Source organism: Mesorhizobium sp. WSM4307 (assembly GCF_007003945.1).
GTDB lineage: Bacteria > Pseudomonadota > Alphaproteobacteria > Rhizobiales > Rhizobiaceae > Mesorhizobium.
In genome coordinates this window covers 152,317-165,239 of the sequence record NZ_VFTB01000002.1, presented here as the reverse complement: position 1 = coordinate 165,239, position 12,923 = coordinate 152,317, and the positions used below count along the sequence as shown (strand labels likewise).

Here is a 12,923-nt window from a genome sequence, read left to right as displayed (position 1 = left end):
AATCGCGACGATGCAGGCATAGATAGGCTGGCGAGCATGCCGGAGAAGCCAGATGCCTGCCTATATCATTTCCGATGTCACCATCCGCGACCACGAGGCATTCCAGACATACCGCTCGCGTGCCGCGGCTTCCATTGCCCACTATGGCGGGCGCTATCTCGTACGCGGCGGCCAGGTGGATACGCTGGAGGGCGAGTGGCATCCCACACCGCTGATCGTTGTCGAATTTCCTGACATTGAGCAGGCACGGCGCTGGTATGCATCCGCCGAGTATGCTGCAGCGCTGGATGTGCGCGACGCCGCGCTCAGCCGCCATCTGATCCTGGTCGACGGCATGACAGCCTGAAGCCAATCAGACGGTTTTCTCGTCCAGCAGCCCCGAGACGAAATCGAAGAGACCCGGCCGGCGGTCGCGCCGCAATCGTTCGGCAACGACGATGCCGCGCACCTCGGCGAAGGCGCGGTCGAGATCGTCATTGACGATGACGAAATCATATTCCTTCCAGTGCTCGATCTCGTTGCGGGCATTCTTCAGCCGCGTCTCGATCACCGCTTCCTGATCCTCGGCGCGGCGCTTCAGGCGGGCCTTCAATTCCTTCATCGACGGCGGCAGGATGAAGATCGAGACGATGTCGGCGCGCATCTTCTCCTTCAGCTGCTGGGCACCTTGCCAGTCGATGTCGAACAGCATGTCGCGACCCTGCGCCAGCGCCAGTTCCGCGGGTTCGCGCGGTGTCGCATAGCAATTGCCGTGCACCTCCGCCCACTCGAGCAGCGCATCTGAATCACGCAACCGTTCGAACTCGCGCATCGTGCGGAAATGGTAGTGAACACCCTCGATCTCCGAGCCGCGGCGCGGCCTGGTGGTGACCGAGACCGACAATTCGAGGCTGGAATCGCTTTCCAGGAGGTTGCGCGCGATCGTCGACTTGCCGGCACCGGATGGCGACGACAGGACGAGCATCAGCCCCCGGCGGCGGATGCGGGATCCCAAATCCCTGGGAACCATCGGTTCCGTTGCGACCATCGGCTACTCCAGATTCTGGACCTGTTCACGAAACTGGTCGACCACCGCCTTCAGCTCCAGTCCGATCGCGGTGACGGCCGCGGCATTCGACTTCGAACACAGCGTATTCGATTCGCGGTTAAATTCCTGTGCCAGAAAATCGAGCTTCCGGCCGACGGCACCGCCGCCCTCAAGCAGCGCCCGGCCAGATGCGACATGCGTTTTCAGCCGATCGATCTCTTCGCGAATATCAGCCTTGGTGGCGAGGAATGCCGCCTCCATGTGCAGGCGGCTCGCATCCAGATTGGCGGACGCGTCCATCAGCAGCCTGACCTGCTCGGCTATGCGTTCACGGATCGCCGCCGTCTCGCGGGACGGATCCGCCTCCGCGCGCAGCGTCAGTGCCTCGATGGCGTCGATGTGGGCGGACAGCAGCAAAGCCAGGGCCGCACCCTCGCTTTGCCGTGCCTGTTCGAGCCCGTTCAGCGCCACGTCGAGCGCGGCCATGATGGCGGTGTCGAGCACAGCGCGCGCCTCTTCGGTTTCCACGGTTTCGGGAATGTCGAGTACGCCACGCAGCGACAGCAACCCGTCAGCGGTCGCGGGAGCAACACCGAACTGTTCCTGCAGCCGCTTGGCGAGACCCGCAAGGTCCTTCAGAAACGCCTCGTTGACGACGGGTTGCGCCTGCGCGCCGGCGGCGCGGCCGATGGTCAGCGTCGCCTGGAAATTGCCGCGGGCGAAACGCTTCTGCAGCGTTTGCCTGACCGCCGGCTCCAGACGCTCGAAACCTTGCGGCAGCCGCAGCCGCACCTCGACGCTCTTGCCGTTGACGGATTTGACTTCCCAGGCGATCGAGGTGCCGTCGTGCTCGGCGACGGCACGCGCAAATCCGGTCATGCTCTGCAAATTCATGTCGCCTGCACATCCCTGGCGCATCACCCCGAAACCAGTTTCCGGACAGGGCAAGTGCTGCTTGAAAATAACCACGCCGTAGGTGCGTCGAAATCGGACGCGTGGCGTTCCTTCAAATGTCAGGCTGTCGCCTTCCGGGCAACGCCTTTCTTCGCCTACTGGGCATCGCCCGCATCGCCGCCGGCGTCGCCATTGTCGCCACCGGTGCTGCCGTCGGCAGGCTTGTCGGCAGCAGGCTTGTCGGCATTGCCGTTTGCACCAGCGCCAGCCGCGGCCTCGGCCGCGTCATCGGCCTGCTTCTTCTGCAACGCACGATAACGAGCGACGTTCTCATTGTGTTCGTCGAGCGTCGCCGCAAAGACGTGACCGCCCGTGCCGTCGGCGACGAAATAGAGATCGTCAGTCTTCGATGGATTGGCCACGGCCTCAAGCGCTGCGCGGCCCGGATTGGCAATGGGCGTCGGCGGCAGGCCGTTGATCATATAGGTATTGTAAGGCGTCTGCTTCTGGATGTCCGACTGGTAGATCGGGCGGTCAGCGGGCTTCCCCTTGCCGCCGAACAAACCATAGATGATGGTCGGGTCGGATTGCAGCCGCATGCCCTTGGCCAGGCGGTTGAGGAAGACGGCGGCGACGCGCGAACGCTCGTCACCCTTGCCGGTTTCCTTCTCGACGATCGAGGCCAGCGTGACGAAGTCCTCGATATTGGCCAGTGGCAGGTCCGGCGCGCGCCGCTGCCAGACCTCGTCGACCAGCTTCTTCTGGTCGGCCACCAGCTTGTCGATCATCTGCTGGCGCGTCGCACCGCGCGTGAAGCGCAGCGTGTCGGTGGCAAGGCTGCCCTCGGGAGGCGTTGTCGCCGGCATGTCGCCGCTCAAGGCGGGTTCATCGGCGATACGCTGCAGAGCCTGCTCAACCGTCAGCCCTTCCGGAACGGTCAGCGAGTACATCACCGACTTGCCGCTTTTCAAAAGCTCCATGATGTCGCGCATGGATGCCCAGGGCTTGATCTCGTATTCGCCGGCCTTGAGCGCGGAATCGTTGCCGAAAGCACGCACGCCAAGGCGGAAGACGCGGGCGTCGCTGATCAGTCCACGGCGCTCGAGCTGGTCGGCGATGTCCTGGACGCCGGTGTTCGGCTTGACCAGGAAGGTGTCGCCATTGGCCGAGGGACCGGGTTCAGTGAACTCCTGCTTGCCGAAGTAAAGTGCCGCGCCCGCGGCCAGAACCATCAGCATCACCAGGGAGATGACGAAGTTCATGAACACGACGACCTGGCTGCGCGAAGCGCGCGAGCGCTTCGGCGGCGGCGTTCCGGCTTCCGGCCGCAAGGCTTCGCTGGCTGTCTTCGGCACGATCGGTCCGGTATTGTTCGCCGGCCGTTGCCCGACTTCTCCATTGCCCGCCGGATTTGTGTTCATCTCGCCCTACCGTTTGATCTCTCAACGAATCCCCCGCGGCAGAGTAGGGGCGAATATGGCAAAATTGACGACATGCCGAGGCATCGCCCCGCAGCCGGACGATCAGCCATTGTAGCGCTGGAACACAAGCGAAGCGTTTGTGCCGCCGAAGCCGAAGGAATTGGAGAGCGCCACGTCGATCTGGCGGGAGCGAGGCTTGTTCGGCACCAGGTCGATCGCGGTTTCGCGCTCCGGCTTGTCGAGATTGATGGTCGCCGGCGCGACATTGTCCCTGATCGCAAGGATCGAAAAGATCGCTTCGGCAGCACCAGCCGCGCCCAGGAGATGGCCGATCGACGACTTGGTCGACGACATCGAAATCTTCGACGCGGCATTGCCGACAAGCCGCTCGACAGCGCCGAGTTCGATCGTATCGGCCATGGTCGAGGTGCCATGCGCGTTGATGTAGTCGACATCGGCGGGCGCAAGCCTGGCCCGGTTCAACGCCGCGGTCATGCAACGGAAAGCGCCATCGCCGTCCTCGGCCGGTGCGGTGATGTGATAGGCGTCGCCGGTAAGGCCGTAGCCGGTCACCTCGGCATAAATCTTGGCGCCCCGCGCCTTGGCGTGCTCGAGTTCCTCCAGCACCACAACGCCGGCGCCCTCGCCCATGACGAAGCCGTCGCGGTCACGGTCATAGGGACGCGACGCCGTTTGCGGCGTGTCATTTCGCTCGGTCGACAGCGCCCGGCAGGCGGCGAAACCGGCGATTGACAGCCTTGTCACCGGCGCCTCGGCGCCGCCGGCGAGCATGACATCGGCATCGCCCCACATGATCAGGCGGGCCGCATCGCCAATGGCGTGCGCGCCGGTCGAGCAGGCCGTGACCACGGCATGGTTCGGGCCTTTCAGCCCGTGCCGGATCGAAACCTGGCCGGAGACGAGATTGATGATCTGGCCGGGGATGAAGAAGGGGCTGATGCGGCGCGGACCGCGCTCCTTGAGGATTATCGCGTTCTCGGCAATGCCCTCGATGCCGCCAATGCCAGAACCGATGAGCACGCCTGTGGCGCATTGTTCTTCGTGTGTCTTGGGCTCCCAGCCGGAATCCTTCAGCGCTTCGTCGGCGGCGGCAATCCCATACAGGATGAAGTCGCCGATCTTGCGCAATTCCTTCGGCTCGAGCACGGCCTCGGGATTGAAGGTGGCATTGCTGCCGTCACCACGCGGAATGACGTGGGCGATCTTGCAGGCAAGATCGTCCACCTCGAACTCGGTGATGCGCTTGGCCGCGCTGCGGCCGGTCAGAAGTTCCTTCCAGCTGTGCTCGAAGCCCATGCCGAATGGCGACAACAACCCAAGGCCCGTGACGACGACACGCCTCATCGCAGGTCCTCCCCGGTGATGACTGCGGAAAGCTTCAGGCCGACGCCTTGTCGATGTACTTCACGGCATCGCCGACGGTCAGGATGGTCTCGGCCGCGTCGTCGGGAATTTCCACGCCGAACTCTTCTTCGAACGCCATGACGAGTTCAACCGTGTCGAGGCTGTCAGCGCCCAGATCATCGATGAAGCTCGCCTGCTCCGTCACTTTGTCGGCATCGACGCCAAGGTGCTCGATGACGATCTTCTTGACGCGCTCTGCGGTGTCACTCATTTTGGGCATCCTCGTCTTTTGTTTGTCTGTCTTCGTTAGCGGGCAGAATGCCGCTAATCAAGCTGAAAGATGGTCCTGCCGGAAACGCAACGGCTACGAACCGGTTTTTGCCCGAACCGCCGGGTTGCGGGCCGCATTACACGAAAAATGGCTGAGGTCCAAGGTGAAATGGTCTCTTTTCACAGGCCCGCCATATCCGTCAAATCATGGCCATACCGCCATTGACATGGATGGTCTGGCCGGTGACGTAGCCGGCTTCGTTGGAGGCCAGGTAGGCGACGGCGGACGCCACTTCAGCACCCGTGCCCATGCGGCGCGTCGGAATCGCCGCCATGATCGCCTCCTTCTGCTTGTCGTTGAGCTTGTCGGTCATCGCCGATTCGATGAAGCCCGGGGCGACGCAGTTGACGGTGATGTTGCGGGTGGCGATCTCCTGCGCCAGCGATTTGGAGAAGCCGATCATGCCGGCCTTTGAGGCGCAATAATTGGCCTGGCCGGGATTGCCGGTCACGCCGACCACGGAGGTGATGTTGATGATGCGGCCATGGCGGCGGCGCATCATCGGATGGGTGAGTTCGCGGGTCAGCCGGAAAACGGCGGTCAGGTTGACCTCGAGCACGGAGTCCCAATCGGCGTCCGACATGCGCACGAACAGGCCGTCCTTGGTGATGCCGGCATTGTTGACCAGTATGTCGACGCCTTCGAGTTCGGCCTCCGCCTTCTGGCCGAGCGCCTTGACTTCATCGCGGTTCGACAGATTGGCCGGGAACAGCTTGACCCGATCGCCGAGTTCGCCCGCCAAAGTTTCCAGTTTCTCGATGCGGGTGCCGTGCAGGCCGACAATGGCGCCTTGCGCATGCAGCACGCGGGCAATCGCCTCGCCGATGCCTCCCGATGCGCCAGTGACGAGTGCCTTGCGGCCGGTCAGTTCGAACATTTTCGTCTCCTGATCTGAGAAAACACCCTTCACACGGGTGGGGTCAAATCGCCAGTGGATTATGCGAATGCGGCCAACGCGGCCTCGACATCGGCCGGCGTGCCGACGGCCGATGTCGCGATGTCGCGGTTGATGCGCCGTGCCAGGCCCGACAGCACCTTGCCGGCGCCGATCTCGTAAAGCGTCGTGACGCCGTTGGCGCCGAACCATTCGACCGTTTCGCGCCAGCGCACGCGGCCGGTGATCTGCTCGACCAGGCGCCGGGCGACCTCGTCGGGGTCGCTGGTCGGGGTCACCGTGACGTTGGACACTACTGGCACCGTCGGCGCATACTTCGTCACACCGGCGAGCGCGTCGCGCATGACATTGGCCGCCGGCGCCATCAGCGCCGAATGGAAGGGGGCCGAGACCTGCAGCATCAGCGCCCGCTTGGCGCCCTTTTCGGTGCACAGTTTCGCCGCTAGCTCGACCGCGGCCTTGGCGCCGGAAATGACCAGCTGGCCGCCGCCATTGTCGTTGGCGATCTGGCAGACCTTGCCGGAGCCTTGCGCGGCCTCGGTGCAAGCCGCTTCGACATCCGCCTGCTCAAGTCCGATGATGGCCGCCATGGCGCCTTCGCCGGCCGGCACCGCTGCCTGCATGGCGTTGCCGCGAATGCGCAGCAACCGGGCCGCATCGGCGACGGAAACGAAACCGGCGGCGGCAAGGGCCGAATATTCGCCCAGCGAATGGCCGGCGACATAGGCGACCTTGTCCTTCAGCGAGAAACCGCGCGCTTCCAGCGCCCTGATCGCCGCCAGCGAAACCGCCATCAGCGCCGGCTGCGCGTTGGCGGTCAACGTCAAGGTCTCTTCCGGACCTTCCCAGATCAGCTTCGACAGGTTTTCGCCGAGCGCGTCATCGACTTCCTGGAAAACCCTGCGTGCCTCGGGAAAGGTGTCGGCGAGATCCTTGCCCATGCCGACAGCCTGGCTGCCTTGTCCCGGAAAGGTGAATGCGACGGCCATGCGTGGGCTCCCGAAGACTGGTTTTACTTGCCGATAACACGAATTTTCCCTGCCTGTGGCGCAAGGCGGGCCGCCAAGTCAAGCCCGGTTCAACCCGGCCCCAGTTGCGAACCGTAGGCCGAGTGCCTGTTCCGAAAGGGCTTTTTGGCGATCACACCTGATGAAAACCGCTCACGAATCGTTCGCTGGCTCTTCTTATTTCCGCCACAGGCGCTAGCTTTGCGTGACAATTATATGACAATCGCGTGACTTGGGTTGTCGCCGGGTGGGAAGTTAAAGTGGCAAAGAGTTCAAAACGCGCCAGCAAAGCTGCGCCTCAATTCCTGGAAGACGATCCGTCCACCGGCTATCTGCCCGGCCGGAGATGGCCGGTCGTCCGTTACGGGCTGATAAGCCTCGCGATCTCCGCCATCCTGGTGTTCGCGATCGAATTGATCGTGCGCGGTGACGTTGCCGGCACCGTTTCCTTTTTCCTGCAGCCGCTCAAGCCGGGCTGGACCACCATCGTCGTGTTCGCGCTGATCCTCATCGGTCTCGACGCCGTTCTGGGACGCAGCCATCAGAGCCTGATGATCGTCGCGCCCTTGACTCTGGCGCTAGCCTTTGTCGGCCATCAGAAATCGCATTATCTCGGCGATCCGCTCTACCCGACTGACTTTCTCTACGCTCGCCAGATCTTCGCGCTGCTGCCGCTTCTGGTACGTGACCGGCCGATGACCGCGCTCGCCATGGTCGTCGTCATCATCGCCGGCCTGTCGCTGCTCGTCTATGGCTGGCGGCTGTGGCGCCGCAAGGTTCCAGCGCTCAGCCACAAGGGCCGCCTTGCCCGGCTGACGCTGGCGGTGCCGATGCTCGCCTTCTTCGTCTCGATCATGGACTATGCCACCTTCTCCTGGACCAGGGATCGGCTGCAGATCATCCCGATCATGTGGGACCAGAAGGAAAACTATGCCTCCAACGGCTTTGCGCTCGCCTTCGCGCTCAACGTGCCGATGGCGCATGTCTCGGCTCCGCCGGGCTACACGGACAAGGCGATCGCGGCGATCGACCGCTCGGATGTGACCGTCTCGGTGCCGGCCGAGAAGCCCGACATCATCATCGTCATGAGTGAATCCTTCTGGGATCCGACGAAGCTGCCCGGCGTCAGCATCACGCCCGACCCGATCCCCAATGTGCGGGCGCTGCGCTCGGGCTCGATGTTCTCGCCCGAATTCGGCGGCATGACCGCCAACATCGAGTTCGAGGCGCTGACCGGCTTTTCCAACGCATTCCTGCCAGCCGGCAGCATCCCCTATCAGCAATATGTGCGCACGCCGACGCCTTCGCTCGCAACCTTCCTGAAGAGCCAGGGCTACCGGGCGCGCGCCATCCATCCCGGCACCAACTGGTTCTGGAACCGTGGCGCGGTCTATGCCGATTTCGGCTTCAACGATTTCAAATCCGAAGAGACGCTGCCGCCCATGGAAAAGCGCGGGCCGCTGGCATCCGACGCGGCGATGACCGATGAGATCATCAGCGAGGCCGACGCCAGCGACGACCCGGTATTCTTCTTTGCCGTCAGCCTGCAAAACCACGGTCCCTACGAGCCGAACCGCTATTACAATCCGACACACGTAGTGCAGGCACCGATCAGCCAGTGGGCGCGCGAGTCGCTGCTCAGCTACGCCGAGGGCTCAGCCGACGCCGACCGCGGCCTTGAACGCCTTGTCGAATGGGCGAAGAAACGCTCCCGCCCCACCGTGATCGCCTTCTTCGGCGACCATCTGCCGCCGCTGGGACCGGTCTATGTCGAAACCGGCTTCCTGAAGGACAATGTCGCGCCGCGCAAGGAACCGACGCCGGAAGCCGCCCTTGAACATCATCAGACGCCGCTGATCATCTGGTCGAACCGCTCCGGTCCGGTCGAGAACCTGGGTGCGGTCAGCCCCGCGTTCCTGCCCTATCATATCCTGACCGCTGCCGGCATCAGCCATCCTTACTACACCGGCTTCCTGGGCGAGATGCGGGAGCGCTACCGCGTCGTCGACCGCAACCTGCTTCTGACCCCGGCCGGCGAGGCCACGCCCGACTGGTCGCGCCAGAAGGAGATCGACCCGGCGATCCGCGATTTCCGGCTCATCCAGTACGACATGATGTTCGGCAAGCGCCACGCGGCGCCCGCCTTCTTCCCCGAGACGGTCGACAAGGTCGTCGTCCACACGAGTTGATCAGCCGACCCATCGGATTCAGTCTGGACTTGGCGGGGCGAACACTCAATTCGTCAGTTGCAGCCTTGAGAACTTGTTGGCGATCTGTTGGAAAACGTCCGGCAGCTTGGCCGGGTCGTTGACGGCATAGTAGCCGCTCGGGTCGGATGCACAGGCACTGTAAAGCGCGCGGTTGGCGGCGGTGTCGGATTGCAGCACCATGGTGTAGATTTGCACGTCCTCGTCCTTCAGTTGCGTGCAAACGCTTTTGGTCCAGCCGTCGACATTGCGCGCCGCGGCGGTCTGATCGTCCGATCCGAAACGGCCACCCGCCAGATAGCCATAGGATGTGTAGTCGGACTTTGTCGGCTGTTCGCTGGCGCCATAGACAACGTTCTCGCCGTCGGTGAGCAACAGCACGATCTTGCTGATGCCGCGCGTCTTCCACGGCGCTCCATCGGTGTAGGGCGCGGCGGGCGACAGCACCCGCATGCCCCACGACAGGCCTTCGGAGACATTGGTGCCCGAACCGTTCCACTCGGTCATCTCGCTTGCTGCCTTGCGCAGCTTGTCGAAATCGTCGGTCAGGGGGACGATGGGTGTCGGGCAAGCGCGGTTCGGGCCGACGGTGATGGGGGAACCCGTCTCGGTGATGAGCTCGTTGGTCGGCACAACATATTTAGCCACCTTTTCCTTGGCAGCCTTGTCGGCCGGTGGCACAGGGTCGGCCAGACTGCTGAGATCGATACCGAGGCGGTTGCCTTTCAGCTTGGCGACCTTGGTGTTGTCGCTGGCGTCGTCGAGATAGGAATTGTTGTAATATTTGGCCGCATTGCCATAGGAGCTAGACGGCTTTTGGGCACCTTCCGGATCGTCCGGCGCAAAATACGGAACGAACAGCGTGTCGGGCTTGTCCGGGTCAGGTGGGGTATCGGAAATGTTATAAGCGCCCGGCCGCGCCTCGACACAGCCCTTCCATCCGGTGCCGTTCCATCCGGCCGCGGTCCATCCGGTGTCCTTGAGCTGCTTGAAAAGCGCCATATGATTGGGACGCTTGCCGTCGATGACGGGGAAATTGACGCCATTGGTGGAAGACTTGCCGTCCATGTCGATCCAGGACGGGTCGAATTCATCGCCATTGACGTTGACGGCCGTGACAAACGGAACCAGGGAGGCGCGAATCTGGCGCGTCGGCGATTTCGTCGCCTCGAGTGTGTCCAGCAGGGACTTCGTCGCCGTTCTCAACGCCGTCATGCGGGCACCGGCCATCGAGCCGGTATTGTCCAGCACCAGCACGACTTCGAGCTGATTGTTCGATTCGACCGCCGAGGCATCGACGGCAATGTGTCTGTTCCGGCCGAACAGGAAGCCGAAGTTCAAATTGACGTCGGCCGACGCAGCCGCCTTGGTCTTGATGAAGTTGACGCCCCTGTCGACGGTCAGCGTCGCCTGCGCGTTGGCGAGTTCGCCATGCCCGGCGATGTTGGCCTGAAAATAGCGGTCGAAGGCATCGGTGCGGGTAATGTCGAGGTCGCCGAGATGCGAGGAGGCAAGATTGGCGGCGTCGAGAGCATTCTGCAGGTTGCTCTTGGCTCGCATGACGGTGGACACGTCGACCGCGAAGGCCACGGCCGACAGGATGGCCGGCAGGCCGAGCCCCATCAGCAGTGCGAAATTGCCGCTCTTCGAGCGCCAGAATCTGTTGAGAAGCATCCTTACCCCCGGAAATGCTTGCCGCTTGTTCTGCGCGGATCGCCCGGGCTTTTGCGCCTTCCATGATGAATCGACCGTTGACGGCGAGGCTCAACCCTGCACAACCTGACACTGTGGTTAAGGGCCGGTTCCCGGAATCACCAGGCCATTCCGGCGCTGCCGCCTGATTTTCCGGCGCCCTGCGACATCGGGACCGCCGCTTGCCCTTGCCTTATCAGTGGATTGCTATATAGACGCCGCCAATCTGCCGGTCCCAGCTGGGGGCTGAACGGAGGGCCGGAGGTTTTATCAAAGCCTTCGTGTGAAGCCAGAAGTGCTTCCGCCTCCCGTGTCTCCGCTCTCGACCGTCTCGTCATGCTCCTTTCTTCCCCGCCCCTTTAACCGGGACAGGCGGGTCAGAGAAGTTGCAGAGGCTTTTGCCGCCGGGAACCGGGAGAGAAACGAAGAAAGGCACGAAGACATAATGGCTCTTTACGAACATGTGTTTCTTGCCCGGCAGGACCTCTCGCAGCAGCAGGTCGATGCGCTTGTCGAACAGTACAAGGGCGTCATCTCCGCGAATGGCGGGTCCGTCGGCCGGGTCGAGAACTGGGGACTGAAGTCCCTCACCTACCGGGTCAACAAGAACCGGAAGGCCTACTACACGCTCATGGACCTGAACTGCCCGCCGGCAGCGCTCAACGAAATGGAGCGCCAGATGGGTCTGTCCGAGGACGTCCTGCGTTTCCTGACCATCAAGGTCGAGGCACATGAGGAAGGTCCGTCGGCCATGATGCAGAAGCGCGAAGAGCGCTCCGAGCGCGGCAGCTTCGGCGACCGCGACCGTGGCGATCGTGGCCCGCGTTCATTCGGCGACCGTGATCGCGGCGACCGTGGCGATCGTCCGCCGCGTTCGTTTGGCGACGCCGGTGGCGATCGTGGTCCGCGCCGTCCGCGCGAAGGCTTTGAAGGGGGTGCAGAATAATGGTCGACATCAACCAGATCCCGACCCGGCGCCCGTTCCATCGTCGCCGCAAGACCTGCCCGTTCTCCGGCGCCAACGCGCCCAAGATCGACTACAAGGACGTGCGTCTGCTGCAGCGCTACATTTCCGAGCGCGGCAAGATCGTGCCGTCGCGCATCACCGCCGTCAGCCAGAAGAAGCAGCGTGAGCTCGCCAAGGCGATCAAGCGCGCCCGCTTCCTCGGCCTGCTGCCCTACGTGGTCCGCTAATTCTTCCGAACGGGCGGTTCGCCGCCCGTTCCTTTCGCCGGCCATGACGGGCATGACCGGTTCAGCCATCAAATCCCGAGTTGAGGTCAAGGCCTCTAACTGCCGCGACAGGCAGGACAGCGACACCGGCGCTCAAGGTGCTCAAGCTTCCTGACCTGTTCCAGAGAATTCGGCGCCTGCCTTCATGGAGGGACGCCCAAACAAAAGGAACAAAACCATGGAAGTCATTCTTCTCGAACGCGTTTCCCGCCTCGGCCAGATGGGCGATACCGTCAAGGTCAAGGACGGCTTTGCCCGTAATTTCCTGCTGCCGCAGGGCAAGGCGCTGCGCGCCAACGAAGCCAACAAGAAGAAGTTCGAAGGCCAGCGCGCTCAGCTCGAAGCCCGCAATCTCGAGCGCAAGTCGGAAGCCAGCCAGGTTGCCGAAAAGCTCGACGGCAAGAGCTTCATCGCCGTTCGCTCCGCCGGTGAAACCGGCCAGCTCTACGGCTCGGTGTCGACGCGCGACATCGCCGAGCTGCTGACGGCGGAAGGTTTTTCGGTCAACCGCAACCAGATCCTGCTCAACCAGCCGATCAAGACCATCGGTCTCACCAATGTGGCGATCGCGCTGCATCCGGAAGTCGAAGTCACCGTCACGCTCAACATCGCCCGCACGGCCGACGAAGCCGAGCGCCAGGCCAAGGGCGAGACGCTGACCACCGCCGAAGCCATCTATGGCGACGACATCAACGACAATGCACGGCCGGAAAACTTCTTCGATCCGAATGCCGAGTTCGACGGCGGCGAAGACAACGCCTGATCGCGTACGGCAAGCGAGGGAGCAGCGCTCCGATCACTTTGTCGTAATCCAGCCGTTCTGGACCAATGCCCGGGCCTCTCGCCCGGGC

Annotated in this window: 13 protein-coding genes; 5 read left to right on the top strand and 8 right to left on the bottom strand. The window is 63.0% G+C overall.

Annotated elements, in window-relative coordinates; genetic code table 11:
- The first annotated feature begins 52 nt into the window (after window positions 1-52).
- Entirely contained in the window at window positions 53-346 is a 294-nt protein-coding gene (locus FJV83_RS04345) for a DUF1330 domain-containing protein (RefSeq protein WP_095788288.1), read from the top strand.
- 6 nt (window positions 347-352) lie between these two features.
- On the opposite strand, the gene gmk is transcribed toward FJV83_RS04345, so the two are convergent.
- The 7 genes from gmk to fabD form a co-directional block, all read right to left on the bottom strand.
- Complete coding sequence (gene gmk / locus FJV83_RS04340) at window positions 353-1,009, bottom strand: guanylate kinase (RefSeq protein ID WP_027053294.1); 657 nt, start codon at window positions 1,007-1,009, stop codon at window positions 353-355.
- Window positions 1,010-1,030: 21 nt separating this feature from the next.
- Window positions 1,031-1,921, bottom strand: coding sequence for a YicC/YloC family endoribonuclease (locus tag FJV83_RS04335; RefSeq protein ID WP_142886385.1), 891 nt, complete (start codon window positions 1,919-1,921; stop codon window positions 1,031-1,033).
- Window positions 1,922-2,076: 155 nt separating this feature from the next.
- Window positions 2,077-3,342, bottom strand: coding sequence for an endolytic transglycosylase MltG (gene mltG / locus FJV83_RS04330; RefSeq protein WP_142886384.1), 1,266 nt, complete (start codon window positions 3,340-3,342; stop codon window positions 2,077-2,079).
- Window positions 3,343-3,444: 102 nt separating this feature from the next.
- Entirely contained in the window at window positions 3,445-4,707 is a 1,263-nt protein-coding gene (gene fabF / locus FJV83_RS04325; RefSeq protein WP_095770675.1) for a beta-ketoacyl-ACP synthase II, read from the bottom strand.
- Window positions 4,708-4,741: 34 nt separating this feature from the next.
- Window positions 4,742-4,978, bottom strand: coding sequence for an acyl carrier protein (locus FJV83_RS04320; protein WP_006203723.1), 237 nt, complete (start codon window positions 4,976-4,978; stop codon window positions 4,742-4,744).
- A gap of 199 nt (window positions 4,979-5,177) precedes the next feature.
- A complete protein-coding gene (fabG, locus tag FJV83_RS04315; RefSeq protein ID WP_095770676.1) occupies window positions 5,178-5,915 on the bottom strand; it encodes a 3-oxoacyl-[acyl-carrier-protein] reductase in 738 nt (245 codons plus the stop codon).
- 59 nt (window positions 5,916-5,974) lie between these two features.
- Window positions 5,975-6,922 carry an ACP S-malonyltransferase gene (gene fabD, locus FJV83_RS04310; RefSeq protein ID WP_142886383.1) on the bottom strand — a complete coding sequence of 316 codons (948 nt, stop codon included), beginning with the start codon at window positions 6,920-6,922 and terminating at the stop codon, window positions 5,975-5,977.
- A 278-nt stretch (window positions 6,923-7,200) separates the two neighbouring features.
- Here fabD and FJV83_RS04305 point away from each other — a divergent pair, with 278 nt between their 5' ends.
- Entirely contained in the window at window positions 7,201-9,129 is a 1,929-nt protein-coding gene (locus FJV83_RS04305; protein ID WP_245317996.1) for an LTA synthase family protein, read from the top strand.
- 45 nt (window positions 9,130-9,174) lie between these two features.
- On the opposite strand, the gene FJV83_RS04300 is transcribed toward FJV83_RS04305, so the two are convergent.
- On the bottom strand, window positions 9,175-10,821 hold the full coding sequence (locus tag FJV83_RS04300; RefSeq protein WP_142877879.1) for a pilus assembly protein: 1,647 nt from the start codon (window positions 10,819-10,821) through the stop codon (window positions 9,175-9,177).
- Between the two features lie 463 nt (window positions 10,822-11,284).
- Here FJV83_RS04300 and rpsF point away from each other — a divergent pair, with 463 nt between their 5' ends.
- The 3 genes from rpsF (at window position 11,285) to rplI (ending at window position 12,835) form a co-directional block, all read left to right on the top strand.
- A complete protein-coding gene (gene rpsF / locus FJV83_RS04295) occupies window positions 11,285-11,785 on the top strand; it encodes a 30S ribosomal protein S6 (RefSeq protein ID WP_010915168.1) in 501 nt (166 codons plus the stop codon).
- Window positions 11,785-12,033, top strand: coding sequence for a 30S ribosomal protein S18 (gene rpsR / locus FJV83_RS04290; protein WP_006203718.1), 249 nt, complete (start codon window positions 11,785-11,787; stop codon window positions 12,031-12,033). The genes rpsF and rpsR overlap by 1 nt, the downstream gene beginning before the upstream one ends.
- Window positions 12,034-12,250: 217 nt before the next feature.
- Window positions 12,251-12,835 (top strand): 50S ribosomal protein L9, encoded by a 585-nt coding sequence (gene rplI / locus FJV83_RS04285; protein ID WP_010915167.1) that lies wholly within the window; start codon window positions 12,251-12,253, stop codon window positions 12,833-12,835.
- Window positions 12,836-12,923 lie beyond the last annotated feature (88 nt).

Bases quoted from the DNA above. Each gene is read 5' to 3' on its own strand.
- fabD (WP_142886383.1), bottom strand. From the start codon at position 6,922: ATGGCCGTCGCATTCACCTTTCCGGGACAAGGCAGCCAGGCTGTCGGC.
- rpsF (WP_010915168.1), top strand. From the start codon at position 11,285: ATGGCTCTTTACGAACATGTGTTTCTTGCCCGGCAGGACCTCTCGCAG.
- mltG (WP_142886384.1), bottom strand. From the start codon at position 3,342: ATGAACACAAATCCGGCGGGCAATGGAGAAGTCGGGCAACGGCCGGCG.
- fabF (WP_095770675.1), bottom strand. From the start codon at position 4,707: ATGAGGCGTGTCGTCGTCACGGGCCTTGGGTTGTTGTCGCCATTCGGC.
- FJV83_RS04300 (WP_142877879.1), bottom strand. From the start codon at position 10,821: ATGCTTCTCAACAGATTCTGGCGCTCGAAGAGCGGCAATTTCGCACTG.
- FJV83_RS04335 (WP_142886385.1), bottom strand. From the start codon at position 1,921: ATGAATTTGCAGAGCATGACCGGATTTGCGCGTGCCGTCGCCGAGCAC.
- rpsR (WP_006203718.1), top strand. From the start codon at position 11,785: ATGGTCGACATCAACCAGATCCCGACCCGGCGCCCGTTCCATCGTCGC.
- fabG (WP_095770676.1), bottom strand. From the start codon at position 5,915: ATGTTCGAACTGACCGGCCGCAAGGCACTCGTCACTGGCGCATCGGGA.
- FJV83_RS04345 (WP_095788288.1), top strand. From the start codon at position 53: ATGCCTGCCTATATCATTTCCGATGTCACCATCCGCGACCACGAGGCA.
- gmk (WP_027053294.1), bottom strand. From the start codon at position 1,009: ATGGTTCCCAGGGATTTGGGATCCCGCATCCGCCGCCGGGGGCTGATG.
- rplI (WP_010915167.1), top strand. From the start codon at position 12,251: ATGGAAGTCATTCTTCTCGAACGCGTTTCCCGCCTCGGCCAGATGGGC.
- FJV83_RS04320 (WP_006203723.1), bottom strand. From the start codon at position 4,978: ATGAGTGACACCGCAGAGCGCGTCAAGAAGATCGTCATCGAGCACCTT.